Consider the following 25506-nt stretch of genomic DNA (forward strand, 5'->3'; position numbering starts at 1 on the left):
CAATAAACAATGTTAACAGAGGTTTCACAATGAGCTGGCAACCCAAAGATTATGACGATATTCCGGGCACTTATGTGTTCGACGGACGCGCAGCCAACCCGGCCTATGCGTTAAACAAGTTACTGTTTTCTTTTAATGAAGAAGCCAACCGCCTTGAGTTTGATCAGGACCCGGCCGCTTACTGCGACAAAATGGGTGTGAAAGACAAATATAAAGATGCCGTAGTGAATCAGGATTTTCTCGGCATGCTGCGTATGGGTGCAAACATTTACTTCATGGCCAAAATGGCGATTCCCCGTGGCACATCAGTACAGGATGCCGGCGCGGCGTTTCAGGGCATTACGACTGAAGAATTTATCGCGAATTTACAAAAACGGGCCGAAAAGCTCGATGAACTGATTAAGGCAAAAGGAGACTACTGGAATGGCTAAGCTTTTAGGCGGTATCACCAGCTCACATATTCCGGCAGTGGGCGCTGCAATATCCAATAATTTAACGCAGGAGCCTTACTGGAAACGCTTCTTTGACGGCTACGGTCCGGCCAAGGCGTGGCTGGAAGAGAAGAAGCCCGACATCGTGATTGTGGTTTATAACGATCACGGCCTGAATTTCTTCCTCGACAAAGTACCCACGTTCGCGCTGGGCTGTGCTGATCAGTACTTCAATGCCGACGAGGGCTGGGGCCTGAAGCCTGTCGCACCTTTCACGGGTAACGCACCTTTCTCATGGCATCTGGCGGAATCGCTGGTAGAGCAGGAATTCGACATTTGTACCTGTCAGGAAATGAAAGTCGATCACGGCTTTGTAAACCCTATCCGCGCGCTTTACGGTGACCATGAAATCTGGCCGGTTCAGGCCATTCCTCTGGCGGTAAATACCGTTCAGCATCCTGTACCGACTGCCCGCCGTTGCTACAAACTGGGCCAGGCTTTAGGCAAAGCTATCGCCAGCTTCCCGGACGATCTCAGCGTGGTGATTCTGGGTACCGGCGGTATGTCTCACCAGCTACAGGGTGAGCGCGCAGGCATCATTGATGTGGAATTCGATTTAGAGTGTATGGATAAAATCGCCACTGATCCTGAGTGGTTTGCAGACCTCTCGAACACTGAAATCATGCGCCGCTCAGGCTCTGAAGGTATTGAAACCATCATGTGGATGGTAATGCGCGGCGCATTACGCCACGACGTGGAAGTGGTGCACAAGCACTACCATGCCCCGATTTCCAATACCGGCGCGGGCGTGATGGTGCTGGACAACCATCCTGAATAATCACTTCAGGCATGTTTTGCTTTAGTTAATTAACCGGAGGCATCAGGCCTCCGGTTTTTTATGCTCAGACTTTAACGGACGCGCTGGCTTTTACCTGCAACCAGAGGCAACATAAGCGTACTCATATTAATGCAGGTGTACTATGCGCTTCTTGTTGTCCCGGCATCTTGCCCAGTTTGTAGCAATTTATGACAAAGGCTCGTTGCGGGCGGCATCGGAGGTACTGAATGTGTCCCAGCCTGCACTGTCGAAGAGTTTGAGTCAGTTTGAAATTCTGCTGGATGTGAAGCTATTCGACAGAACCGGTGGCCGTTTAAACCCCACTCCCTTCGCAGATATTCTCAGGACCAAAGCCAATATCATCCTTAAGGAAGCGGAGATAACCACCCGTGAAATTGAGAAAATTAAGCAGAACTATTACAAACCTCTCACAGGCAGCGCCGGCCCCGTGTGGCTGTCTGAGATTTTGCCGGATGTATTGCCTTTGTTGTATCACCAGTTTCCTGGCTTGAACATCGGCATTAAGCTTGAATCAGCAGACGTTGCCATTCCCAAAGTACTCAATGGTGATTCTGACATGTATTTCGGCTTTATCCCCGCCGGTGAGCTGGCTCACGGACTCAGTGCTATTCCGCTGTTAGATCTCGAAAGCATGCTGTTCGCCCGCCGCTCACATCCTATCCATGCGCTGCCCGCGAACGAACGCGCAGCGTCCCTTTGCGATTATCCCTGGTCTGCATTCGGGATCTGGGAAGGTGCAATAAACATTTCCATGAAAGAGAATCTGCAACGCAAAGACAATTACTTCTATTATTTCCGTGGTGATGTGGCGGAAGCCGTCAGAGATAAAAAGTGGAAACTGCGCATGTCTCCTTTTGATGAATTCAGCGGTGAGATGGCCAGTGCCGGTGCTACCCGTGTATAACCTTGAAGATGACCCGTCAGAGCGCTTTAATGTGGCTGACTCTCATCCAGAGATAGTTGACCGGCTGACGAAGCAACTGGCGCGGTTTGCTGAAGAGACACAGTCTCAAACTTTCGCCGGTAAATGAGATTTCACAGCCAAGCGATGCAAACCGGAGTTCAACATCCGGTTTGCTTATTACAAAATTCGCTGTCTGCGGTGCCTTTTACTACTGACGTGCATGCAAGCCAATAGTGGTGCCTACGAACCCCCCGGCCTTTTGTGTGCTTAACAGAGTTGCATCAAGAGTATCGCCTGCAGAGATCCACTTTCCGTTGTCTTTGTAAGAAAAAGCGATCTTGCTTCCCTTGCCCTCAACTTTCAGGGTTACCGGCTCACCCGCAGAGGTAGTAAGCTGTCGCTCTGAAATAACATTCACTTTGCCGTCGGCTACTTGCTCAATGAAGGCAGAATATTTACCATTTTTCCCGTGCAAGCCGAAGAAATAGTGGTAGTCCGCACTCTGAAAAGCAGCGAGACCTGCGGTAGCCGTTGAATCAGCGGGTATCGTCACTTCAGTGGTCGCAGCAAAATCTGCCGCAGCCTGATGGGTTCCTATATAGCTTACTTTTTCCTTACTTGAGAGTAAGCCCGGCAATGGTGTGATATTCAGCTCACCATTTCCGGTACTCAACCAGTCGCGGTCGAACTCGCGCAAACCTTGCCAACGAAAACTAAGCTTCTTGTCGTCGAAGCTGTCTTTCCATGAATAAAAATCGGTCCCCTGTGCAGCCCGGGTACCAGCCGGACGAGTTACCGTAACCGGTACAGGCGTTTCAGGTGGCAGGATAAGGGGCCATTCGTTTTGCCACTCCACAGGCAACAAAAAGGTATCCCGGCCCGTGTTGTATAAGTCGAAATCGTACGGCCGCGTGCCAAGAAACACCGCCCACCATTCGCCCTCTCCGGTTTGGATAAAGTCTGCGTGCCCGGCAGTATCCACAGGGTTGGCACGGGGATAGGTTAAATCCCTCTGTGTCAGAATCGGGTTATTTTCATAGGGTACAAAGGGGGCATCCAATGAACGGGAGCGAAATACGACCTGCGAGTGTTGCGGACCTGTACCGCCTTCAGCACATGACAAATAGTACCAGTCACCGATTTTATAAATATGCGGAGCTTCAATCCATATTGGCTTCTTAGATATATCTACACCACCATTCACAAGTAACTGCCGGCTTTCAGCTAATACTTTTTGAGACTGAGGGTCATATTCCCACATCCAGATTGCACGATGCCCCTGATAAAGAGGTTCTCCGGGAGGCGCGTCATTATGGGTGATGTAAACCCGCCCGTCTTCATCGAAGAAGATATCCGGATCAATTCCCCCGACTTCAGGCAACCAAATTGGTTCAGACCATGGCCCTTCCGGGTTTTCAGCTGTAATAATAAAGTTTCCTCCATTATCGACTGACGTAGTGATGATATAAAATAAACCGTTATGGTAGCGAATGGTGGGTGCAAATATTCCCCTTGAGACCGACGAACCTGCAAACTCCATTTGTGACTTGCGATCGAGGGCATAGCCGATTAGGGTCCAGTCTGTAAGGTTCTTACTATGTAATACCGGTAAGCCGGGTGTATAACTGAAAGAAGATGTTGTCAGATAATAATCATCCCCCCTTTTGGTGACAGAAGGGTCAGGATAAAAACCTGGTAATACCGGATTCAAAAATTTCCCCTCCGGCGCTTCTCCGGGGCCCCCCGGAGTTGAGTACTCAAACCAGTTAAAAGTTACTTTACCTGAAGTGTGGTCAGGATTTATTGCAGTACCGGATGTGACTGACTGTGAATTACATCCCGCCAATACAAGACCGGCAATAATAGAACAGATGAATGTTTTGCTTTTCATGAAATAGCCCGGGTTGAAGTTTAATTTGCATTACATGTGATAGTAAAAGCGGCTTCAATCCTGAGGAGTTATGAAAAATCTTAAACCCGATTGCGTTTTTGCTAACATAAAGAAACAAACATTACTTTTTAGTTACATTGCAGTTACGTTTATTAGTATTACTCTCGCAATTGCTCTTTTTCTCCGGACTATGAGGCTTACCTGGCAAATTGATATTAAGGGAAAAACGGGTGAGTACGGGTAATTGTTACAGATATTTTTTTCTTATCTGATGTGTGTATTTTCGTCCGTTACACTGGCTGCTCACAATCCTGTAGTTAACATGGATTTACCTGACGTTTCCGCGGTGCAGGCCGGGAATAAATACTACATGAGCAGCACAACAATGCACTTAAGCCCCGGGCGGCCCGGTTGACTTCAACTACTATCAGGTTGGGAAACGTTCAGAGATATATTAACCGGAAATACTCAGAAATCTTCTGTATCAATATCTGCCTGTGCACCTGCGCCATAGCGGGCACCCTGCACGGTTTGACGGTTGATGATGTCATCAGCCTGTGCAAATACCTGCTTATCCAGAGACACTGCGCTGGCCTTTAAATCTTCCGTTAAGTGCGCCTCTGACTTCGTGCCGGGCAAAGCGTGAATATGGTCACCTTGTGCCAGAACCCAGGCGATAGCCAGTTGAGCCGGCGTGACACCGTTTGCTTCAGCAAGGGCTGCAAACTCAGCGTACAGCTTTTGATTCGCTGTCCAGTTGTCACCCTGAAAACGTGGCATACCTTTACGGATATCACCATTTGCCAGAGCTTCCGGGTTGTCGATACCACCAGCAAGATAACCACGGGCCAACGGGCTGAAAGCCACAAAATCGATACCCAGTTTCTGACAGGTTTCCAGCACGGCAATTTCTGCGTTGCGTGTCCACAGAGAATATTCTGTTTGCAGCGCAGCAACGGGGAATTCTTTATGGGCTTTCTGCAGAGAGTCTGCTGACACCTCAGACAAACCGATGGCACCGATTTTACCGGCTTTCACCATATCACCTAGCGTACCCACACTTTCTTCCACTGGCACATCTTTGTCGATTCTGTGCAGGTAGTACAGGTCGATGTGGTCGGTCTGCAGACTTTGCAGAGCGGTATCCAGGGTTTTAACCAGGGTATCCGGACGACCGTCGATGACACGTTTGCCGTCAACGCCTGTCATGCCGCATTTGCTGGCCAGAAAGATGTCTTTACGAAAACCTTTAATGGCTTCACCCACCAGCTTTTCGTTACTGCCAAAACCGTAAAGCGCGGCAGTATCGAAGTGGGTAACACCCTGTTCAAAAGCAGAAGCCAGCAACTTGCTGGCCTCCAGCTGAGAGACTGAAGCGCCGTAAGCGTGGTTGAGGTTCATGCATCCAAGGCCGATTTCGGATACCAGACGACCAGCCAGCTTTCTTTGTTTCATTCTCTCTCTCCCGTTAACTTTTATACCGCTTCCGCATCATGCCGGATACGCAGGCTGTAGTTGCCTGACGTTGTCGACACACGATACGGAAGACTAGCAGCATCAGCTGTTAAGTTGCTGCTCCAGATCGTGAAGCACTTTATAACAGTTAATGACTTTGTGAACACTACTGTTCGGATCGCGGCCTTCTTTGATGGCAGACAGGAACTCGCGATCCTGAAGCTCGATACCATTCATCGACACATCGACTTTGGAGACATCAATGGCATTTTCGCGGCCATCCACCAGGTCATCGTAACGGGCAATGTAAGTGCCGTTATCGCAGATATAACGGAAGAATGTACCCAGCGGGCCATCGTTGTTGAACGACAGTGACAGTGTACAAATTGCACCGTTTTCAGCCTGCAGCTGAATTGACATATCCAGTGCGATGCCCAGCTCGGGATGGATTGGTCCCTGAATCGCATTCGCTTTAACGATAGGAGAACCCGCCTGATATTCGAATAAATCCACAGTGTGGGCAGCATGGTGCCACAGCAGGTGATCGGTCCAGGAACGGGGCTCGCCTTTGGCATTAATATTTTTACGACGGAAGAAATACGTTTGTACATCCATCTGCTGAATATTCAGTTCACCGGCTGTGATTTTATTATGTACATACTGATGCGAAGGATTAAAGCGGCGGGTATGACCCACCATGCACACTTTGCCGGTTTCCTGTTGGGTTTTCACAACCGCTTCTGAATCTTCCCAGCTGTCTGCCAGCGGAATTTCGACCTGTACGTGTTTGCCGGCTTTCATACATTGAATTGATTGCGCAGCATGCTGTTGTGTAGGGGTACAGAGGATAACGGCATCAGCATCGGATTCCAGTGCATCGTCCAGAGACGTATACACATTCGGAATACCGTATTCGTTTGCCACGGCTTGTGTCTTTTCTAAATTTCGGCCAACCAGACCAACAACTTCAGCGTCATCGATATTTTTCAGGCCATCAAGGTGTTTGATCCCGAACGCACCGGGACCCACTACGATTACTTTCATTTTATTCTCCCAACTCATTTCTGTTCAGCCAGCCGGACCAGCATCATTCCTGAAGGCACCGGCGGCGATGATTAATCCGCCCAGTAAAGGCGCATGGGGTTATCAATTAATAATTTACGCTGTAACGCTTCTGTGGGGGCGATTTTAGGGATCATATCCACCAGGTGCCCGTCATCCGGCATATGTGTTTTCATGTTCGGATGCGGCCAGTCTGTTCCCCACAGTACGCGGTCTTCAAAACGGGTAACCACTTCACGGGCGAACGGCACTACGTCTTCGTAGCCGCCTTCCGGCCCTACAATGGACAAGCGCTCAGGACAACTTACTTTTGACCAGAAGTTTTTGTTCTCTTCCAGCAGTTTCAGAAACAGAGCAAACTCAGGTCCGTCTACCGGTTTTGTTACGTCAGGCCGGCCCATGTGATCAACCACAACAGTGGTAGGCAGGCTGGTGAAGAAATCATACAGCTCAGGCAGTTCCTGAGATTCAAAATAAATCACGATATGCCAGCCAAGAGGCTTAATTTTCTCAGCGATAGTGCCCAACGAGTCGAAGGGCAGCGCGTCTACTAACCGCTTTACAAAGTTAAAGCGAACGCCCCGTACACCAGCGGCATGCAGAACCTGAAGCTCTTCATCAGTAATATCCGCTTTTACGGTAGCAACGCCGCGGGCAAGACCATCAGAATGGTTTAGTGCGTCAACCAGTGCACGGTTGTCAGCGCCGTGGCAGGTAGCCTGAACAATAACGTTGCGGCTGAAACCCAGATAATCACGTAATGCCCACAACTGATCTTTAGACGCGTCGCATGGCGTGTACTTGCGCTCCGGCGCGAAGGGGAATTCATTACCGGGACCAAACACATGGCAATGGGCGTCAACAGCACCTTCCGGTACGACAAACTTCGGCTTCGACGGTGACTCGCACCAGTGCAGCCAGTCGGCATCAACAGTAAAACCACTCATTAATTCATTCTCCTGCTGACAGTGAAAGGAGCGCAAAATAATTCAGGCACCGGATTTCGCTGTCAGAAACGATTCAGTTGCGGCGTAATAACTACAAGCCGTTTCAGGGCTAACAGTATGCTACCGCGAATTAACAGATGCTGTTAAGAAATGCGACGACAGACATTAGTTTTTTCTATAACGATACGAAAAATACAAGTAAAAAAGCACTATTTACAATTCAGTTTTTTAAATAAGAATTAAAAGGCTTTCGCCCCTTTCATCAGCATTCAAAACAGATTTTACAGCCATAAATAAATTGTCATAAACAGATACCAGTGCAGCAGAACTTTTACAGCTCACTCCGGCGTCTGAATTCCCCCGCCGTAGTACCTTCCGCCTGTTTAAAGAAACGACAGAAATAACCGGTATCTTTGAACCCTAAAGTATCAGCAATTTCATCCAGCGATTGCCGGGTGTAAATCAGTCGCCGCTTCGCTTCATTTACCAGTCTTTGGTGGATCAGCTTTTTCGGGGTGGTATTGAGATGCTGCTGACATATGCGGCTAAGGGTAGAGACAGAAATGTACAATTTAGACGCATAATCATTCACATTCAAATGTTGCTGATAATGTTTGTCGATGAGCTCGCGGAAACCCAGCAATACCCTGGAGTCCCGGCCCGATGTACCGGCAAGATTACGGGCTGTATTTTGTTGCCTGGCAACCAGCACAAACAAAAGTTTAAGCAACATATGGATGCTCACTGTGGCGCCGGGATCATTACTGCGCATTTCACCGGCCAGCATATGCAGATAAGCAACGAACCGTTCAGACTGATGCTTGTCCTGAAATTCAATAGCTTGTGAAGACCATACTGCACCGGTAAAGTCCGCGATAGCGCTGTCACTGCGCAATGCATTTACCACATCGGCATTAACAGAGAGCACGTAGCCGTTGGTGTCCGGCGCGAAGGTAAATCCGTGCACTACGCCGGGTGGTAGTGTCACTACCCAGTCTCCCTGAAGCGTCAGCTTTTCATCATCCCGTTGCACTGTCCATTCATCATCAAACACACAAATAAGCTGGAATAATTTGCCGTGGCGGTGAGGCGAAATCTCCCATCCCAGTCCCGCACTGCGGGCGCGGATATCTTCCAGATGAACGAAGTCAGCACTGAGCTTTAAGAACGACTCACCATATAAATCATAGAAGGGGATCTCATCTGGTTTCACGGCGAAAAAGTACTTCACGAAGGAAAATTATGATTAAAAAGTACAACAGCTGTTTACAAAACCCAAGGTTTTTTACATCCTGCAAGTCATCCCGAACTATCAAACAATCATTTTCAATCCATAATAATCATATCTGATATTTATATTTTCGATATCACGTAGAGAATTGCCCCACAGGAAAACCTTATTCAGCCTGACCTCACAGAGCATGCATAGTCTGAACTAATACATTATTAAAAATATAGTATTTTACTTTTGTATACGCATTGTTAAATCTTGGTAACAAATTACACACCTGTCGGTTAATACTGAGAGTTATAACGATGAAAACACCCATGCCACTACACAAACTTTCTCTTGCTGTTATTGCAGGATTAAGCGTTTCAATGAGCGCCACTGCCATTGCTCAGGACACACAAACAGAAGACGAGGAAGACGTAGAAGTCATTTCCGTTACCGGTACGTTGATCGAAGGGGTTAATCCCGTCGGTTCCAACGTCATCGGTTTGAATCAGGAAAAAATCATTGAGCAGGGTGTGACCTCTGCTACCGATTTGCTTCGCCGCATTCCACAAATGGCAGACTTCAACGCCGTGCCGGAAAATACCCTCACAGCCTCAATTCCTTTTGAGCCACCGCAAATTCGCGGTATTGGCGGCTTGAGCGGAATGGCTACTCTGGTCATGTTGGGGGGGAATCGCCTTGTTCCGGTTGGCCCGATGAACTGGGTTGATTCGTCGATGATCCCCGCAAGTTTGCTTGAGCGCGTAGAAGTGATTCCCGACGGTGGTTCGTCTATCTATGGTTCTGACGCTGTTGCCGGCGTCATCAACTTCATTCCTAAGAAAGACATGGAAGGCGGTGAACTTAGCGTACAATATGGTATGGGTGCGGGCGACTACGACCGCATTGATATTTCCGGCGGCTTTGGCACAAGCTGGGATAAAGGCACACTGGTTACTGCATTTTCTTACGGTGACCGTTCACCGATGTACGGTAAAGATCAGGACTTCATTAAAGAAGATCTCACCGGTGTTGGCGGTGCAGATTACCGTTCTACGTCCTGTACGCCCGGCAACATTCTTTTAGACAACACTTTGTATGGTTTGCCTGGTGTGGATGCATCATCACCGAACTACTGTTCTACCTACGACGACCAGTCTTATTATCCGGAAGAAGAGCGTTATTCACTGTTCGCCAACCTGACTCAGGAACTGTCCAGCCGCTTAAGCCTGGATGTGCTGGCGTACTATTCACGCCGTGAAGCAACCGATTACGACCCTTCAGATATTCGTGCTTCCGCAACGATTACCTCTGACAACCCATACTTTATTGCCGTTGGTGATGAAACCTCTAACACGGTTTCATTCTCGTATGCGGATGTATGGGGTAGCGCCGGCGCGAACCCGTCCATGTATGAGCAATGGCAAATCACGCCCACCCTGACTTATCAGCTTAGCGATACGTGGAAAGTTAAGGGTACCGTGAACTATGGTAAGAGTACGTCTTACTATCATGACTACTCCATTAACGCGAATGCTCAGCTGGCAGCGCTTTCCGCCAGTACCACTGAGACGGCACTGAACCCTTATGATGTGTCACAAACCAGTGTCTCTGTACTGGCTGGCATTAATAACTGGCTTGACGACACCAGTACCGATCAGGATTTAACGGAATTCAAAGTCATTGCCAACGGCGACATGTTTGAAATTGCCGGCGGTATGATGCGGGCAGCAGTAGGCTCAGAATACCGTGAAGAGTCCTTCTATCAGTCGGTAACGGCCGGTGAAGTGGGTAACCCTTCTACCTCTTCAGTACGCGACATCGACCGTAACGTTAAGTCGGTATTTGGTGAAATCTACATCCCGCTTGTTGGTGATGACAACATGATGCCGGGTATCCAGCATCTGGACGTGTCTATCTCAGGCCGTTACGACAAGTACAACGATGTTGGCTCAAGCTCAAACCCGAAAATCGCAGTGACCTGGAACCCTACCGAAGACGTTACCGTTCGCGGTACCTGGGGCACGTCATTCCACGCCCCGGCACTGGCCGACTTAGCGGCACCGCTGCAGTATGAACTGTTCCTGCCAATCAGTCCGCTGCGTTCATCAGACAGCCCGTTCTTCCCGGATTTCTTTAAACCTTCATTCACCTTGAGCGGCGCATCGGAAGGCATTAAGCCTGAAACCGCAGAAACCATGTCGTTAGGTACCGACTGGTACGTCACCGACTCCACGAAGGTGTCACTGACTTACTGGAGCATTGCATACGAGGACCGTCTGGATCAAAACGCTGGTTTCTACTTCGGCCCGGCTTATTACGATGCAGAAGTGAACGAAGACTACTACATTGTGAACCCGTCATCGGTGGAAGAAATCATCGCGAAATTCGGCGACTTCCCTACCCAGGGTTACGAGAGTCTGCAAGCCATGGTAGATATTTACGGCTTACCTTATGTGGTAAGCGATCAGCGTAAATCGAACATGGGCGCGTACGAAGTTGATGGTCTGGACTACTCGGTACAATGGTTCGGCGATATCGATTTAGGCGAACTGGACTTCTCATTAAGCGGTACCTACATCATGAACCGTGACAAAGAGAACGTAAAAGGCGCAGGCTTTAACGACACGCTGGCACTGGGTGATTTCAACGAAGCCATTTCAGCGTTCAACAGTGTGGCTACGCTGGGCTTGCGCCGTGACGACTGGTACTTCTCCGGTACAGTTTATTACCGAGGCAGTGCTGATGTGGCAGAGGAACATATCGATTCCTACACCACCTTGTCGCTGTTCGCCAGCTATGACTTCAGCATGGATACGCAGGTGACGTTCAACATTGATAACGTAACGGACGAAGATCCTCCGTTCCGTAACATCGATGAGGGTGTGGCTTATAAGAGCATGGGCCGCTTCTTATCCGTTGGCTTCAGAACCCGTTTTTAATTTATCTTCCTACGCGGAGGGCTGCCACGAAAGTGCCAGCCCTCGTTATCATTTTTAAGGGGCTAGTTTATGACCAAACCCGTAAGCCCGTTTCTGTTCACATTATCCAAAGTGGCGCTGGGCCTTTCTCTGCTTTCATTTAACAGTACTGCAACCACACTCGAAGACGACTTCATCACCCCGCCCCAATCCGCTAAACCTTTAGTGTGGTGGCACTGGATGAACGGTAACGTTACCCATGAAGGAATTGAACAAGATCTCGCCTGGATGGATAGGGTTGGCATTGGCGGTGTGCAGAACTTTGATGCCCAGCTCATGACGCCTAAAATTGTCGATACTGCACTGGAATATATGACACCGGCTTGGAAAGACACTTTTGAATACGCGCTGGGCGAAGCGAATAAGCACAATTTTGAATTCGGCATTGCCGCCTCGCCGGGCTGGAGTGAAACCGGTGGTCCCTGGGTAAAGCCTGCAGACGGTATGAAAAAGTTGGCGTGGAGCGAAATTACCATTGACGCCAGACAGAAAAAAGCCGTTCGGGTGCCGCAACCGCCTCAAAATACGGGTGCGTTCCAGGATTTCTATGGCGCAGAGGAAATTTTTGCTAATCCTACACATGCCGAAAAAGAGACACCGGTTTACTACAAAGATATTGCCGTTATCGCCTTCCCTGTTCATGAACAGCGCATTCAGCCTGTTTCCGTAACAACCAACAATGACGACGAGCTCGACCTCGGTATATTGTCTGACGGTTCATACAGCAGCGCGACCAAAACACAGTCTCATCCGGACAAAGACGTTGAAATCACCTTTGATTTCGGTGAGCTAAAAAGCGTTCAAAGCCTGTCGTTTGCCATGCCACCACCGGGCATGTTTATCCCGGCGCCCTTTTTACCCACGCTGCAAGCCAGTGAAGACGGCGTAACGTTTGCCCCTGTGGCAACCATTCCTGTAGGAACAACCGCGCAAACCACGATCAGTTTTCCGGAAGTTAAAGCGCGATTCATGCGTATCGTGATGTCGCGTAATCCGAACGGCAAATTTTCCCTGCCATCGTCATCTGCGCCCGGCGCTGCACCACCTCCGGGCTTTAATTTACCTACCGGAGAGGCAAAATCAGAGCCGGTAGATTTGCTGGAAGTAGCCTTTTATCCGCAAGCCAGAGTGCATCGTTTTGAAGACAAAGCCGGCTTTGGTATTGCCCCGGATTATCACACGCTGTCTTATCAACACGCTGGTGAAGGTGTGCCTGCGGACGCTGTGATTGACATTACAAACAAGCTGAATGCAGACGGTTCACTTAACTGGCACCCGGAAAAAGGCTTGTGGAAAATTATCCGTATTGGTTACAGCCTGACAGGTAAAGAAAATCACCCTGCCACAGAAGCCGCCACCGGCCTTGAAGTCGACAAATACGATGCCAGCGCGGTGAGTGCCTATATTGATCACTACCTCGACATGTACAAAGATGCCAGCGGTCAATATGCATTGGGAGAAGGCGTAAAAGCGCTGCTGAATGACAGTATTGAAGTCGGTGCATCGAACTGGACACCAAAAATGTTTGAAGAATTCAAACAACGCCGCGGTTACGACTTAACCCCCTGGTTACCGGCACTGGTTGGTGTGGTTATTGGCAGCGCTGAACAAACCGATAAATTTCTCTACGACTACCGCTTAACCTTAGGCGAAATGCTGGCAGATAATCACTATGCGGTGATCAGCAAGCGGGTAAAAGAAGCTGGCCTTATCCATTATTCTGAAGCACTTGAGAACGGCCGTCCGACACTGGGTGACGGCATGCGTATTCGCCGGAACGCGGACGTTCCGATGGCGGCTATGTGGTCTTTTGATACTGATGACCAGGTTGGTCCTCAACCACAATACTGGGCGGACATCCGGGAAGCCGCCTCTGTAGCGCACGTGTACGGGCAAAACCTGGTCGCCGCTGAGTCACTGACATCGGCCTCTTCTCCCTGGGCGTTCTCACCCCGGGATTTACAGCCCATGATCGACATGGAATTTGCGCTGGGTGTAAACCGCCCCATTATTCACACATCGGTTCACCAACCCAAAGATGAAGGCCCGGGTCTGAGTTTATTTGTGTTTGGTCAGTACTTTAACCGCCTGGAGACCTGGGCTGATTATGCTAAACCCTGGGTAACTTATATCAGCCGCAATGCCTACATGTTACAGCAAGGTCATTTCAAAGCAGATGTGGCCTATTTTTATGGTGAAGATGCTCCTCCAACATCCCTGTATCTGGATAAGCCATCTGAAGATGTGCCACTGGAGAATGCTTATGACTATGTGAACAATGATGTCATATCGGATTTACTGCAGAACTGCGGGGCAGAGCTGTGCACAGATTCCGGCCAGCGCTATGCCGTGTTGTATCTTGGCGGCACCTCGCAATACATGACGCTGCCGGTTCTTGAACGCATTGCTGAACTGGAAGCGAATGGTGCCACCGTTATCGGCAAAAAACCACTGGCCAGCCCGTCGCTGGCAGATGATGCCGCCCGATTTACCGATCTTGCTAATAAACTGTGGAGCGGCAAAACCGGTAAAGGCCGTGTGCTCAATGCCGACGACGTAGAGAGCGGTATTAAAGAAGCCGGTGTCACACCGGACTTCCGCTACGCAGGCAAGCATGACGATACCACCTTCTTCTTCGTTCACCGTCAAACAGACAGCGAAGAGATTTACTACTACACCAACCGTAAAAACCGTGACGAGCCGGTAACACTGTCCTTCAACGTGTCTGACAGAAGACCGTATCACTACAACGCCGTTACCGGTGCCATTACTGCATTAAACAGCACAGTAAAAGACGGGCGCACCGTGATTGAAAAGACCCTGGCGCCTTACGAGTCTGGATATGTGGTGTTCGGTGATTCGCCGGCGAACGTGGATAAAGTGGCCTCATCATTCAGTAATACAAAAACGCTGAAAGACGAATGGCAGGTGACCTTCCAGAAAGACCGGGGCGCGCCAGCCAAAGCCACTTTGTCTGCCGGGAACTGGGCTGAGTCTGACGACACCGGTATCCGTTACTTCTCCGGCACCGCCAGCTACACCCAATCTTTCAACATCGATAAGGCTATGCGGGGCAAACCTGTACAGCTGCATATTGAAGATGTGCGCGATGTGGTGGAAGTGGTAGTGAACGGACAGGTGGTGAATACGCTGTGGAAGCCGCCCTTTGAAGTAGATGTATCGGACTACCTGACAGCCGGTGAGAATACGGTAACGCTGAATATCACGAACCTGTGGGTGAACCGCTTAATCGGTGACGCCCAGCCGGATGTGAAGCAAAAGTACACCTTCACCACCCTGCCCGCCTACGTGCCGGATGCACCGCTTCGACCTTCTGGCCTGTTGGGCGATGTGTCGCTGAAGTGGTAAATGTTTTTGAACTTAAAAAGCCCCGGCCTTCACCGGGGCAACACCACTGACACATGGGTGCAAAGACGTTTTTGAACTTAATGTGCGTAATCGTTAAGCGCGAGACGGATGGTAATGGCAGCGACAACACCACCCAGACAAATCCCCCAAATTGTTTTTACTACAGCGGCTGTACTGAACGAAAGGGTGTCTATATTTACTGCAAAAGTGAGTAACGCAAAGAAGCCTAATGACAGTGCCGCACCAAAAACAGCAAACACCAGTGCCCGAAGCACCGGATGGGACGGTAACCAGGATGTGTGGCCAGATTGTCCGTTGATGTGCAATTGGCCGTTGCGGATGCGCTTGCGGGTAAGAAACGAGGGAAAGAAAGCGCCCATAAAGCCGATTGCCAGCCCCTGAGGAATGCTGTCAATAAACAGACCGCTGTCGCCCTGCATAGGCACCACGTCCAGCCCGCCGAAGATCAGGAAAACAAAAAACAAACTGAATAAGCCGTTGATGACCGCTCCTACCACGGTTTCAACGCTTTTGTAGCGGTTCAGGGTCATATCACTCATTTTGTTATTATCCTTTTCAAGTTTTTAACAAAATGTAACTTACGTAATTTCTTCAATACGAACAAATTATTTATTTGATGCCATGTATTGATAAAAACTATAGATAAAAAATCCCCGAACCGTTCGCCCTGCTTGCGGGTTGTGTCAGGTTTAACCATTAACTCAGACTATACAACCGTCAAAAATGATTATTATTCCTGAAGATTGATTCACGTTATTTTTACAGTTGAGAAATTAATTTTTGACATCAGGACGTAACATGATCAACCGCAGACAATTCCTTGCCATGGCCTCTGCCACAATGAGCGCCCCGCTTTTTGCCAAAGCCGCCTCTTCATCTTTACCGGCTGGCGGTCAGTTTCCCGACGATTTTCTTTGGGGTGCAGCAAGTGCAGGTCATCAGGTTGAAGGTAACAACGTTAATTCAGATATCTGGTTACTGGAGAACGTAAAACCCACGCTTTTTAAGGAGCAGTCCGGTGATGCCTGTAACAGTTTTGAGTTGTGGGAAACCGATTTGGATTTGTGCAGCAATCTGGGATTCGGCGCTTACCGTTTTTCCATTGAGTGGGCACGCATTGAGCCGGAGTCAGGCCTGTTCAGCCAGGCAATGATTGACCATTACAAACGCATTATCGACGGCTGCCACAAGCGCAACATGGTACCTCTGGTGAGCTTTAATCACTTTGCCAGCCCGGTATGGTTTGCAGCCCGTGGCGGCTGGACCAACCCGGAAGCGCCAGCCCTGTTCGCCAACTATTGCAGTAAAGTTGCCACACAGCTGGCTGATGGTATTGGCTACGCGGTTACTTTTAACGAACCTAACTTACTTCGCCTGCTAAAAGTGCTCGGCGTGCCGCCTTTCGTGTGGGATATGCAGGAAAAAATGCTGGCAGCGGCAAGCAAAGCCACGCAATCAGAGCATTTTACCGGCCTGAATGCTGCGCGCTTACAAGATTTAGATGTAATGAACCCTATTCTTATTGAAGGACACAAAGCCGCGCGTCAGGCCATTAAAGCAGAACGAAGTAACCTCGACGTGGGTTTTACCCTCGCGATGCTGGATGATCAGTCTACAGGACCGGATTCTGTGCGTAACGAGATGCGTAAATATAATTACGGCGACTGGCTGAAAGTTGAAGAGACTGACTTCATCGGCGTACAAAACTACGAGAGAGTAGTGTGGGACAAGAACGGTCATGTCCCTACCCCCGACGATGCTGAGAAGAACTATTCAGGCAGTTGGATAGACGCAACTTCTCTGGCCAACTGTGTTGCCTACACATACGCGGAAACGGGCAAGCCAATCATTGTTACTGAACATGGGATCGGCACAGAAGATGACAGTCAGCGTGAACGCTTTATCTCTAACTCACTTAAACATCTGCAGAGTGTGATTGATAAGGGCGTGCCGGTAAAAGGTTACATTCACTGGACGCTGCTGGATAACTTCGAGTGGGTTTCTGGCTACGAACCGAAGTTCGGCCTGCACACTGTGGACAGAAAAACCTTTGAGCGGAAACCAAAGCCCAGCGCGCTGGCTTATTCCAAAATTCTCAAGCAGAACCGTGTGTAGTCCGGCATGCTGACTCTATGCGCCTCGCCAGGCGCCTGCTCTCAAATATCCATTGTTATGCTGGAAAAAGCGCAGGCAAATTATGCCCTGCGCGCGGTGCATCTTGCTAAAGGCGACCATAAAACGGCGGAGTATTTAGCTGTAAATCCTAAGGGAAAAGTACCGGCTCTGCTCTCTGACACGGGCGTGATTACAGAAACCCCGGCCATATTGCTGTTTCTGCACGCACACTATCCGGATGCAGGGATACTGCCCGCTGACATCAACAACGTGGAAGCAGTGAGCGATCTGGCCTGGTTTGCCAGCTTCGTTCACCCGCTGATCACCCGTTATTGCAAGCCGGACTTACTGGGCGTAACCACTGACGTTGATGCAGTGAAAGATGTAGCAGCATCGCAGTTAAAATCAGCGTATCAAACCGCAGAGAAGCGTTTGAAAGCCACGCCTTACTGGTATGGTGACGACTGGAGTGCTGCAGACGCTTATCTGTTCTGGACGGTAAACCGGCTGAAACGTGCAGGCTTTGATTTTTCAGAGTTTGAATACGTTATTCAGCACTATCAGCAAATGCTGGCAAGTCCGGTAATTAAACGGGCACTGCTGAAGGAAAAGGCGCTTTAGCTTAACGTATAGCGCAAATAAAAACGGGACGCCTGATAAGCGTCCCGTTTTCGTTTTTAAGATATCAGTAACCTGTCACTGAGGAGACAAACGAACTGATTTCATCCCGTAAACGGGTATCAGACGTACCCAGATGGCCGGCCACTGAATAATGATTATGTCCGGACAGGAGCATGCTTCTGTCGAGAATATGATTTGCCTGCAACCGCTCCTGTAATAATCCGATACATTCCTTCTGGAAGCGTTCGGGGTCGAGCTCTGTACAGGCAATGAATAAGGGCACAGTCGTTGAAATGAGTGCAGGCAAAGGCTTGCGGGAGTCATATCCGGCTGCATCACCATAGTACAGCGTGTCACGATCATCCAGCGGAGTAATGCCGTACAAACCGGATAATAGCACCGCACCGGTGATGTCTGATTTACCCGGATTCAGTTGCAGATACGTCGCCACATGACACGCGCCGGCGGAGGTACCGCACAGGATAATGTTATCAGCATCACCGCCATACTGAGCCACATTGGACTTAAGCCAGCTAACCACGCGGGTAACATCTTCACCACCGGCAGGCCAGGTAAAATCAGGGGCAAGGCGATAGTTGATGACGATACCCAGCCAGCCCTGTTCTGCTGCCATACGACCCACGCAGGCGTTATACCAGCGCTCGCTATCGCCCTTATCGCCTTTCAGAAAACCGCCACCGTGAACAAAAACAAACACCGGCTTTGACACACCGTTTTGGCTGCCTGCGCCATAAATATCCAGCACATGGCGCTCATGGTCGCCATATGCCACATCAACGGCACTGGCGGGCTGCTTTGCCACCAGCTGACGTTGCTCGTCACCCAGAATGGCCAACAGACCTTCCATCACGGGCGGGCCGAGTTCACGACCCAGACGGCGGATTTGTTCACTTACCGCGGTGTTTTCCATGGTTTATTTTCCTGCCTGATGCTTAACAACTATTCAGCGGTGATGGTATTCACCAGCTTGCCCATAGGACCAATTTCCACCGACACCGTGTCGCCCGGCTTCATCCACAGTGGCGGATTGCGTTTCGCGCCAACACCGCCCGGTGTGCCGCTGGCAATCACGTCACCGGGTTTAAGCGGCGTGAAACTGGAGATATATGCAATCACCGTTGCGATTGGGAAGATCATATCGCCGATGGGCTGTTGTTGCACGATGTCGTCGTTCAGGCGCGTAGTAACCTGGACCTCAGAAAGGTCACCGGCTTCGTCCGGCGTTACCATATAAGGACCGAAGGGACCGGTAGTCGGGAAATTTTTGCCCGGTGTAAACTGGCGGGTGTGCCACTGCCAGTCACGTACAGACGCATCATTGAAACAGGCATAGCCGGCAACATGAGACATGGCATCCTGCTCAGAAATATAACGGCCACCTTTGCCGATGATCACAGCCAGTTCACCTTCGAAATCCAGCTGCGTTGACACCTTTGGCATCACGATGGGCTGATTGTGACCAGACAGGGAATCTGCAAAGCGCACGAAAATTGACGGATGATCAGTGGCAGCGCGGCCTGTTTCCTGTCTGTGAGTCTCGTAGTTATGACCCACACAGAACACTTTATCAGGATTCGGCACAACCGGACCTAATGTGACATCAGCCAGGCTGAGCGTCGTTTCGCTGTTCAGCGATGACAGGGTGCCTTCCGTAATGGCCGTTTTTAGATCAGCCGCCTGTGCAGATAAATCGGTGATCACATCACCGTCAAGACGGCCAAAGCCCTGTTGGCCACTGGCGGTAGTAAAGCTTACGTATTTCATAAAATAAATTCCTGAGTCGGTTAATTCAGCTGCGAGGGTTGCCATGTACGGTGAAAGCGGAATGTTTCTTCGGCCACTTTCAGCCCGGCGAAATCTTTGTCAGACATGCCCCATTGATCGATGCGGTTTTCCGGCCAGGTCCAGTCTTCCGGCGCACCCACTTTGTAATCTTCCGGCACTTTCTCAACGGCGGTAGAAAACTCTACAACCGCACCGAAAGGTGCGATGTAATAGGCAAACACGTTGTCACCCGGTCCGTGACGGCCCGGGCCCCAGGCAGGCGTACGTTTATCGTCGCGCAACCGGCCGACACCGCGCATCACCGCGTCCATATCCTGCATCTCAAATGCAATGTGATTCAGAGAGCTGAATCCTGCGCGTGCAAAAGCCGTGCTGTGGTGGGAGTCGTTACAGCGCACGAATACCATACCTTTTGTGCGGTCTGACACGCGGAAGTTAAGCACCTCTTCCACAATATCAGCTGTGCGTTCTGCATCAGTGGCATTGAAAACCACATGCGTCAGTTTTACCGGCAAATCGTCATCGTCCAGCGCATCAACTTCTTCTGCATTCACAAGAAAACGTAATAATTCACCTTCAGGCAATTCAACAACAATGCCTTCACCACCACCCAGGTCAGTGCACGCTTCAGGCCGGCAAGGGAAACCGGACTGAGCGACACGTTCTTTCAGGGAAGTCAGTTCATCGCTTTCACACACAAATGTGACGCTGCGTACATACTTGCTGTCGCCTTCTTCCAGCGCAACCAGATAGGGGAATGTGCCGGATCCGCGAATGTAATGTGTGTTGTTTTGCACGGCTGCAAGTTTGGTGCCCCACACATTCACCAGGAAATCTGCGGCTTTATCTGCTTCCGGCAGCACCATTTCTATACTGCGTAGTTTCATGCTTTATTCTCCAGTTCTCCGGCAACGGCATCTATGCCGGCAAGGGCGCAGTGCTCATCGACTTCACCGGTGTCACCGCTTATTCCCACAGCACCAAGGATATTGCCCGGACTGTCTTTAATCAGATTACCGCCCGGTGATAACGCCAGCTCAACCCCGCTGATAGCGGTGACACTGGCAAAAAATACCGGATTATTCTTCGCTCTCTCTGCAATGCCACGGGTATTGAAGCCCATGCCAAGAGCACCTTTTGCTTTCGCCATAGCGATATCGAAACGGTATAAACTGGCCTTATCTTCCCGCTTGAAGGCGACCGGATGCGCACCGGCATCAAGTACAACAACTGCCAGCGGGTTCACGTTATTTTCTCTGGCATAACGCAGGGTGCCATCAATGATCTTATCAGCGAGGGCTAATGTTAATGTCATGCTATGGATTCCTGTTGTGGAGTGGCAGCGCAGGCACCATCAAGCTGGTGTTTCAGCTGCTGTAAAAGAGAGGCACAGCATTCACTGGCTGTACCGTAAACGTAGTAGTCAGGGCGCAGCAGTACCGCTCCCACACCGGCTTCTTCAAACCAGGCGGTCAGTTGCGGGTCGCGCCACTGGCTTAAATCGACCACTTCGATGTTCAGGTCCGGCAGGATACTCTTAACCTGAGTTAACGCTTTGCCCGCCACTTCCAGTCCCGAAACCAGTAGTCGCCAGTCGCCATGGGTTAAATCATCAAATAACTGTTCCGAGCCGTTAATATTCAAACGGGGCTGAATGAAGCGGCGGCCGGCCTGCGAAGTCTCTGCTGCAATAATGCCGTCTGTAACTGGCGGGATAAGATCGGCGGCCGTTGTAGGCAACTCACCTTTTTTCACCTTTTCCCGTATGTCGATATCTCGCTGCGCGGCCTTTTCCCGGTCCAGCATGCAGATATAACGACCTGCACCGACTGCGGCAGAGATAACAGCCCGCACATGAGGGTCACGCTCAAGCTGATATGTTTTAAGCAGGGATTCATTTGCCAGGCCTTTAGATACCAGGTCCAGTTTCCACGCCAGGTTGGCGACATCACGGAAACCATGGCACATGCCTTGCCCAAAAAACGGCGGAGTCTGATGGGCTGCATCACCGGCTAAAAAGACATTGCCGCATTTCCATTGTTCCGCCACGAGGCCGTGGAAACGGTAGGTCGCAGCCCGCACAATGTTATGCGGAACGCCGTTAAGATAAGGCGCAAGTAACTCTGCGACTTTTTCCGGCTGCATCATTTCCTGATCATCTTCACCGGGCAGCAACATTAATTCCCAGCGGCGGTGGTTACCCCTGCCGGGCACAACAGTCGCCGGACGTTCGGGATCACACATCATCACAGACAACTGCTGAATATTGGCATCGTCAGGTAAACCGGTCAGCGGCGGGAACTGGATCTCCCCTTCCACTTCAGCATCCACCACCAGCCAGGGCTCTTCAAACTGCAAATCGTCCAGCTTTATACCCAGCGATTTCCTGACCACGCTGCGGGCACCGTCACAGGCAATGACCCAGCGGGCCTGAACAGTTTCCGCTTTATCGCCGGTGCGGGTTTCCAGCGTTACGCTGCGTTTACCGGCGGTATCAGTCTGCTGACTGATCGAAATACATTCCGTGCCCAGGCGCAGCGATATGTTGCTGAAACGGGACAGCGCATTTCGCAAGTGATCTTCCAGCTCAGGCTGATAAAAGAAGTAATCATTCGACCAGCCGTAAGGACGGGGCTTGCCCACTGTGCCCATATACCGGATGACACCGTGATCAGCGCCGATATGCAGATGACCGTCGGTGTCGCGCATATCTTTTAGAATGGTGTCGTGTAAGCCGACAGACTGGAATAAACGCACCATCTCATGGTCGAGGTGAACGGCGCGGGGTAACGGATACGGGTTCGCTTCTTTCTCCAGAACGACGACATTAAGCCCCCGTTTTCCCAGAAAATTGGCCGCAAGAGCCCCTACCGGCCCGCAGCCAATAATTGCTACATCATACATTGTAAATTTCCTTATGGCGGGCTAGCTGTCGCGGGCTGGCGTTTTGTACAAACGGCCTTCTTGCATAATCATCGCGATATTTTGCTTGTTCTGCATAATGGTGACGTCTTTAGTGGGGTCGCCGTCAATCAGCAGTAAGTCAGCCAGGTAACCTTCTTTTACCAGACCAAGCTCGTCACCCATCCCCATCAGCTGACCACCTAATTGTGTGGCTGCGTGCAGGGTTTCGGCAGGGGTATAACCGAAGTGCTCAACCCATAATTCCAGGTCGCGGGCATTGCGGCCGTTTGGGTTGAAAGGGAATCCGTAATCGCCGCCGGGCAGAATTCTTACACCTTTCGCTTTCAGCTCAGGTACCAGTGCTTTAAGCTTAGACAGCACAATAGCAGCGTCTTCCTTCATATGGGTCATGTCCATATGCGGCGGAGGGTTTGCATCCAGCGTGGCCTGAATAATACCGATAGTAGGTGCAACGAACATTTCGTCTTTCTTCGCCACCAGCATATCAATGGCTTCATCATCGGCGTAGGTACAGTGATACAGAATGCGGAAGCCGGCTTTAATCCCGAATTTCACCGCATCGCAGGCATGAGCATGACCGGTAAGCCACACATTGCTTTCTTTGGCCTGCTCACCGGCTGCCATTAATTCTTCTTCGGTATACAGCAACTCCAGCGATGCACCGGGTTTCAGTGCGCTTTCGCCGCTAATAAGAAATTTGATGGCTTTCGCACCAATATCCGCACAGTCTTTGACGAACTCTTTGACACCTTCCGGACCACGGGAATGCAGTTCAACATGACCGGGATCGAGTTCAGAATCGTTGGGCGGCTCGCGCTCTACAGAGGAAGGAATTAAACGTGGACCGGGCAATCCACCGGTCACCAGATGTTCATTTAATGAAATTTCCAGGGTTTTGCTCAAAGCGCCTGCAGAATAAGCACTGGTAAAGCCATGGTCGAGAAGAATACGGGCATTACGGGCTGCTGTCAGCGCCAGTTCCTCAGGGGGAAGGAACATGCCCGGTACAAATTTTTCCACCGACGTTGGCCAGGTAAGGTGAGCATGGGCTTCAACCATACCGGGCATGAGCGTTTTGCCCTTTGCGTCGATAACAATATCGTCTTCCTGAGCAGGAATGGCTGCGTCACTGATTTGAACAATACGTTTGTCTTCAATGGCAACAGAGCCGGAAACCAGGTCACTACCGCTGCCGTCGAAGATATTGGCGTTATTAATTATTGTACGCATAAGCGTCACCTATTCTTCTGGATATACGCTTATGTTGGCACTCTCAGTTATTTGTTCAAATATTTATTTTTTTGTTAAATATAGGTAAAAACTATACATCCAGGCACTGCACGGTATGGTCGATGAATGCCTGTGCTATTGCCGGTAACTTTCGTTCTGCCAGCCATAACAGGCCCACCTTGCGCTGGAAGGCAATTCCTTCAATTTTAATGGCCCGTAAAGAGCCGTTTTCCAGCTCAGATTTCACCACTTCATTAGGCAATATGGTGATGTAATCTGACGAGCGCACAATGGATTTTGTAGTAAGCAGCGAGTCACAGGAAATAGCATTGCCCGGCAGTGCTGCATTACTGTTGATAAACAAGGCATCAATTTGCCTGCGAAACCCGCCAACCTTGTCTGGTAATACCCAGCGCGCTGCTGCCAGTTGCTTCAGATTCATCATATCGGGAAGATCTTTATTCGCCTGCCCGACGATAATCGAAAACGGATCAGTCATCACCGGCAGTTCACAGAAATCTTCCGGCGAGTCCGTCATACCTGACGTCAGAATGGCCACATCCAGTTCGTAACTTTTCAGCAGACGCTGGGCTTTAGCGTCGTGACACTCAATAATTCGCAGATTAAATTTCGGATATTGCTCGCTGAAACTGTTAATCACCTTCCCCATCACAGACGCCAGCGCGCCTGGTGTTCCGCCAATATTCAGGGGACCGCCGATATCTTCCGCCAGCAGTTTGATTTCTTCCTGCGCAGAGATCAGCAGGCTGTCTACCGCCTGCGCTTTTATCTTCAAGGCTTCCCCTGCCGGGGTGAGCAGAATTCCCTGCCGGTTACGTTCAAAAAGCTTGGTTGCAAGAACACGTTCCAGCTGATTAATCGCTACGGAAACGGATGGTTGGGAAAGGTGCTCCGCCCGGGCAGCACCACTGATGGTGCCCTCCCGGCAAACCGCCAGGAAAAGACGCAATGTGCGGGGATCGATACGCATGACTCACTCCTATGCATTAAGTGCACTTATACTTTTTTATATTCAGGCAATAAAAAGCAATAGATGTAGTGTCGGCGATCACGCTTAAAAAAACAACGGTAATGAAAAAGGCCACGGTGCTGCCACCGTGGCCTTCCTCTCAACAATCAGGACGATTACTTAACAGTAAGCGTGCCTTTCATTACGCCGATGTGGCCGGGGAACGAGCAGAAGAACGTGTAGTCTTCGCCTGCTGCCAGAGCCTTAACATCAAAAGTAACGGCTGTTTCTTCGCCACCACCGATTACATCGGTCATTGCGATAACACGCTCGTCACCTGCTTTAACGTAGTTGTTTGCCAGACCAGCAGCAACACCGTCTCCGGCAACTGCCTGGGCATCTGCAGTTTTAGATAAAACCCAGTTGTGACCCATGACTTCTTTAGGCAATGTACCCGTGTGCTTCAGCGTTACTGTGTAGCTGTCGCAAGAAGCTGGTACTGTCATTTCAGATTTATTGAATTGCATCATATCAGTGCTGTCGATAGTGGTCGCACATTCTTCGCCAAAAGCGAAGCCACTAAACAAAACTGAGATCGCAACAATCGTTTTTTTCATCATTTATTTCCCATTGTATTAATCAATTACGTTTTACCAGACATTAACTTTTTTGTATAGATCTGGCATCACAACAAAATGATAAT

General features: G+C 50.0%; 22 protein-coding genes. 8 read left to right on the forward strand and 14 right to left on the reverse strand.

Going from position 1 to position 25506, the window contains the following annotated elements:
- Window positions 1-29 precede the first annotated feature (29 nt).
- The 4 genes from ACXAGC_RS07790 (at window position 30) to ACXAGC_RS07805 (ending at window position 2321) form a co-directional block, all read left to right on the forward strand.
- Window positions 30-431, forward strand: coding sequence for a protocatechuate 3,4-dioxygenase (locus ACXAGC_RS07790; RefSeq protein WP_119499679.1), 402 nt, complete (start codon window positions 30-32; stop codon window positions 429-431).
- Window positions 424-1269, forward strand: a complete 846-nt coding sequence (locus ACXAGC_RS07795; protein WP_119499678.1) for a class III extradiol dioxygenase family protein — start codon at window positions 424-426, stop codon at window positions 1267-1269. Before ACXAGC_RS07790 ends, ACXAGC_RS07795 begins: the two co-directional genes overlap by 8 nt.
- Before the next feature lie 142 nt (window positions 1270-1411).
- Complete coding sequence (locus ACXAGC_RS07800) at window positions 1412-2194, forward strand: LysR family transcriptional regulator (protein ID WP_474843862.1); 783 nt, start codon at window positions 1412-1414, stop codon at window positions 2192-2194.
- A complete protein-coding gene (locus ACXAGC_RS07805; RefSeq protein ID WP_474843864.1) occupies window positions 2187-2321 on the forward strand; it encodes a hypothetical protein in 135 nt (44 codons plus the stop codon). Before ACXAGC_RS07800 ends, ACXAGC_RS07805 begins: the two co-directional genes overlap by 8 nt.
- Window positions 2322-2402: 81 nt before the next feature.
- Here the strand turns inward: ACXAGC_RS07805 and ACXAGC_RS07810 are convergent, their stop codons facing one another.
- The 5 genes from ACXAGC_RS07810 to ACXAGC_RS07830 all read right to left on the reverse strand — a co-directional run bounded on the left by ACXAGC_RS07810 (window position 2403) and on the right by ACXAGC_RS07830 (window position 8762).
- Window positions 2403-4085: a glycoside hydrolase family 43 protein gene (locus tag ACXAGC_RS07810; protein WP_474843866.1), complete on the reverse strand. Its 1683-nt coding sequence runs from the start codon at window positions 4083-4085 to the stop codon at window positions 2403-2405.
- Between the two features lie 468 nt (window positions 4086-4553).
- Entirely contained in the window at window positions 4554-5540 is a 987-nt protein-coding gene (locus ACXAGC_RS07815) for an aldo/keto reductase (protein ID WP_474843868.1), read from the reverse strand.
- Window positions 5541-5642: 102 nt separating this feature from the next.
- A complete protein-coding gene (locus ACXAGC_RS07820; RefSeq protein WP_474843870.1) occupies window positions 5643-6584 on the reverse strand; it encodes a Gfo/Idh/MocA family oxidoreductase in 942 nt (313 codons plus the stop codon).
- A 71-nt stretch (window positions 6585-6655) separates the two neighbouring features.
- Window positions 6656-7549 (reverse strand): amidohydrolase family protein, encoded by an 894-nt coding sequence (locus ACXAGC_RS07825; protein WP_474843872.1) that lies wholly within the window; start codon window positions 7547-7549, stop codon window positions 6656-6658.
- A gap of 331 nt (window positions 7550-7880) precedes the next feature.
- Window positions 7881-8762: a helix-turn-helix domain-containing protein gene (locus ACXAGC_RS07830; RefSeq protein WP_474843874.1), complete on the reverse strand. Its 882-nt coding sequence runs from the start codon at window positions 8760-8762 to the stop codon at window positions 7881-7883.
- Window positions 8763-9097: 335 nt separating this feature from the next.
- Between ACXAGC_RS07830 and ACXAGC_RS07835 the strand changes: the two genes are divergently transcribed.
- Together ACXAGC_RS07835 and ACXAGC_RS07840 are read left to right on the forward strand one after the other, a co-directional pair.
- On the forward strand, window positions 9098-11707 hold the full coding sequence (locus tag ACXAGC_RS07835; RefSeq protein ID WP_474843876.1) for a TonB-dependent receptor plug domain-containing protein: 2610 nt from the start codon (window positions 9098-9100) through the stop codon (window positions 11705-11707).
- Window positions 11708-11776: 69 nt separating this feature from the next.
- Entirely contained in the window at window positions 11777-15115 is a 3339-nt protein-coding gene (locus ACXAGC_RS07840; RefSeq protein WP_474843878.1) for a glycosyl hydrolase, read from the forward strand.
- Between the two features lie 77 nt (window positions 15116-15192).
- Here ACXAGC_RS07840 and ACXAGC_RS07845 read toward each other — a convergent pair whose 3' ends face one another.
- Complete coding sequence (locus ACXAGC_RS07845; RefSeq protein WP_474843880.1) at window positions 15193-15675, reverse strand: hypothetical protein; 483 nt, start codon at window positions 15673-15675, stop codon at window positions 15193-15195.
- Window positions 15676-15934: 259 nt separating this feature from the next.
- Between ACXAGC_RS07845 and ACXAGC_RS07850 the strand changes: the two genes are divergently transcribed.
- Window positions 15935-17251 carry a glycoside hydrolase family 1 protein gene (locus tag ACXAGC_RS07850; RefSeq protein ID WP_474843882.1) on the forward strand — a complete coding sequence of 439 codons (1317 nt, stop codon included), beginning with the start codon at window positions 15935-15937 and terminating at the stop codon, window positions 17249-17251.
- A gap of 6 nt (window positions 17252-17257) precedes the next feature.
- Complete coding sequence (locus ACXAGC_RS07855) at window positions 17258-17872, forward strand: glutathione S-transferase family protein (RefSeq protein ID WP_474843884.1); 615 nt, start codon at window positions 17258-17260, stop codon at window positions 17870-17872.
- 64 nt (window positions 17873-17936) lie between these two features.
- Here ACXAGC_RS07855 and ACXAGC_RS07860 read toward each other — a convergent pair whose 3' ends face one another.
- The 8 genes from ACXAGC_RS07860 to azu all read right to left on the reverse strand — a co-directional run bounded on the left by ACXAGC_RS07860 (window position 17937) and on the right by azu (window position 25423).
- A complete protein-coding gene (locus ACXAGC_RS07860) occupies window positions 17937-18803 on the reverse strand; it encodes an alpha/beta hydrolase (RefSeq protein ID WP_474843886.1) in 867 nt (288 codons plus the stop codon).
- A 29-nt stretch (window positions 18804-18832) separates the two neighbouring features.
- Complete coding sequence (locus ACXAGC_RS07865; protein WP_474843888.1) at window positions 18833-19657, reverse strand: fumarylacetoacetate hydrolase family protein; 825 nt, start codon at window positions 19655-19657, stop codon at window positions 18833-18835.
- A 20-nt stretch (window positions 19658-19677) separates the two neighbouring features.
- Window positions 19678-20565 carry a VOC family protein gene (locus tag ACXAGC_RS07870; protein WP_474843890.1) on the reverse strand — a complete coding sequence of 296 codons (888 nt, stop codon included), beginning with the start codon at window positions 20563-20565 and terminating at the stop codon, window positions 19678-19680.
- Complete coding sequence (locus ACXAGC_RS07875; RefSeq protein ID WP_474843892.1) at window positions 20562-20993, reverse strand: GlcG/HbpS family heme-binding protein; 432 nt, start codon at window positions 20991-20993, stop codon at window positions 20562-20564. The genes ACXAGC_RS07870 and ACXAGC_RS07875 overlap by 4 nt, the downstream gene beginning before the upstream one ends.
- Window positions 20990-22582, reverse strand: a complete 1593-nt coding sequence (mhpA, locus tag ACXAGC_RS07880) for a bifunctional 3-(3-hydroxy-phenyl)propionate/3-hydroxycinnamic acid hydroxylase MhpA (RefSeq protein ID WP_474843894.1) — start codon at window positions 22580-22582, stop codon at window positions 20990-20992. The genes ACXAGC_RS07875 and mhpA overlap by 4 nt, the downstream gene beginning before the upstream one ends.
- 21 nt (window positions 22583-22603) lie before the next feature.
- Window positions 22604-23833, reverse strand: a complete 1230-nt coding sequence (locus ACXAGC_RS07885) for an amidohydrolase family protein (RefSeq protein ID WP_474843897.1) — start codon at window positions 23831-23833, stop codon at window positions 22604-22606.
- A 91-nt stretch (window positions 23834-23924) separates the two neighbouring features.
- On the reverse strand, window positions 23925-24824 hold the full coding sequence (locus tag ACXAGC_RS07890; protein WP_474843899.1) for a LysR family transcriptional regulator: 900 nt from the start codon (window positions 24822-24824) through the stop codon (window positions 23925-23927).
- 155 nt (window positions 24825-24979) lie between these two features.
- Complete coding sequence (gene azu / locus ACXAGC_RS07895; RefSeq protein ID WP_119499654.1) at window positions 24980-25423, reverse strand: azurin; 444 nt, start codon at window positions 25421-25423, stop codon at window positions 24980-24982.
- Window positions 25424-25506: the final 83 nt, after the last annotated feature.

It is taken from the genome of Alteromonas sp. AWJ4_197 (assembly GCF_056160285.1).

Coding starts and splice junctions, on each gene's coding strand:
- ACXAGC_RS07790 (WP_119499679.1), top strand. CDS start 30: ATGAGCTGGCAACCCAAAGATTATGACGATATTCCGGGCACTTATGTG.
- ACXAGC_RS07795 (WP_119499678.1), top strand. CDS start 424: ATGGCTAAGCTTTTAGGCGGTATCACCAGCTCACATATTCCGGCAGTG.
- ACXAGC_RS07800 (WP_474843862.1), top strand. CDS start 1,412: ATGCGCTTCTTGTTGTCCCGGCATCTTGCCCAGTTTGTAGCAATTTAT.
- ACXAGC_RS07810 (WP_474843866.1), bottom strand. CDS start 4,085: ATGAAAAGCAAAACATTCATCTGTTCTATTATTGCCGGTCTTGTATTG.
- ACXAGC_RS07815 (WP_474843868.1), bottom strand. CDS start 5,540: ATGAAACAAAGAAAGCTGGCTGGTCGTCTGGTATCCGAAATCGGCCTT.
- ACXAGC_RS07820 (WP_474843870.1), bottom strand. CDS start 6,584: ATGAAAGTAATCGTAGTGGGTCCCGGTGCGTTCGGGATCAAACACCTT.
- ACXAGC_RS07825 (WP_474843872.1), bottom strand. CDS start 7,549: ATGAGTGGTTTTACTGTTGATGCCGACTGGCTGCACTGGTGCGAGTCA.
- ACXAGC_RS07835 (WP_474843876.1), top strand. CDS start 9,098: ATGCCACTACACAAACTTTCTCTTGCTGTTATTGCAGGATTAAGCGTT.
- ACXAGC_RS07840 (WP_474843878.1), top strand. CDS start 11,777: ATGACCAAACCCGTAAGCCCGTTTCTGTTCACATTATCCAAAGTGGCG.
- ACXAGC_RS07845 (WP_474843880.1), bottom strand. CDS start 15,675: ATGAGTGATATGACCCTGAACCGCTACAAAAGCGTTGAAACCGTGGTA.
- ACXAGC_RS07850 (WP_474843882.1), top strand. CDS start 15,935: ATGATCAACCGCAGACAATTCCTTGCCATGGCCTCTGCCACAATGAGC.
- ACXAGC_RS07855 (WP_474843884.1), top strand. CDS start 17,258: ATGCTGACTCTATGCGCCTCGCCAGGCGCCTGCTCTCAAATATCCATT.
- ACXAGC_RS07860 (WP_474843886.1), bottom strand. CDS start 18,803: ATGGAAAACACCGCGGTAAGTGAACAAATCCGCCGTCTGGGTCGTGAA.
- ACXAGC_RS07865 (WP_474843888.1), bottom strand. CDS start 19,657: ATGAAATACGTAAGCTTTACTACCGCCAGTGGCCAACAGGGCTTTGGC.
- ACXAGC_RS07870 (WP_474843890.1), bottom strand. CDS start 20,565: ATGAAACTACGCAGTATAGAAATGGTGCTGCCGGAAGCAGATAAAGCC.
- ACXAGC_RS07875 (WP_474843892.1), bottom strand. CDS start 20,993: ATGACATTAACATTAGCCCTCGCTGATAAGATCATTGATGGCACCCTG.
- mhpA (WP_474843894.1), bottom strand. CDS start 22,582: ATGTATGATGTAGCAATTATTGGCTGCGGGCCGGTAGGGGCTCTTGCG.
- ACXAGC_RS07885 (WP_474843897.1), bottom strand. CDS start 23,833: ATGCGTACAATAATTAATAACGCCAATATCTTCGACGGCAGCGGTAGT.
- ACXAGC_RS07890 (WP_474843899.1), bottom strand. CDS start 24,824: ATGCGTATCGATCCCCGCACATTGCGTCTTTTCCTGGCGGTTTGCCGG.
- azu (WP_119499654.1), bottom strand. CDS start 25,423: ATGATGAAAAAAACGATTGTTGCGATCTCAGTTTTGTTTAGTGGCTTC.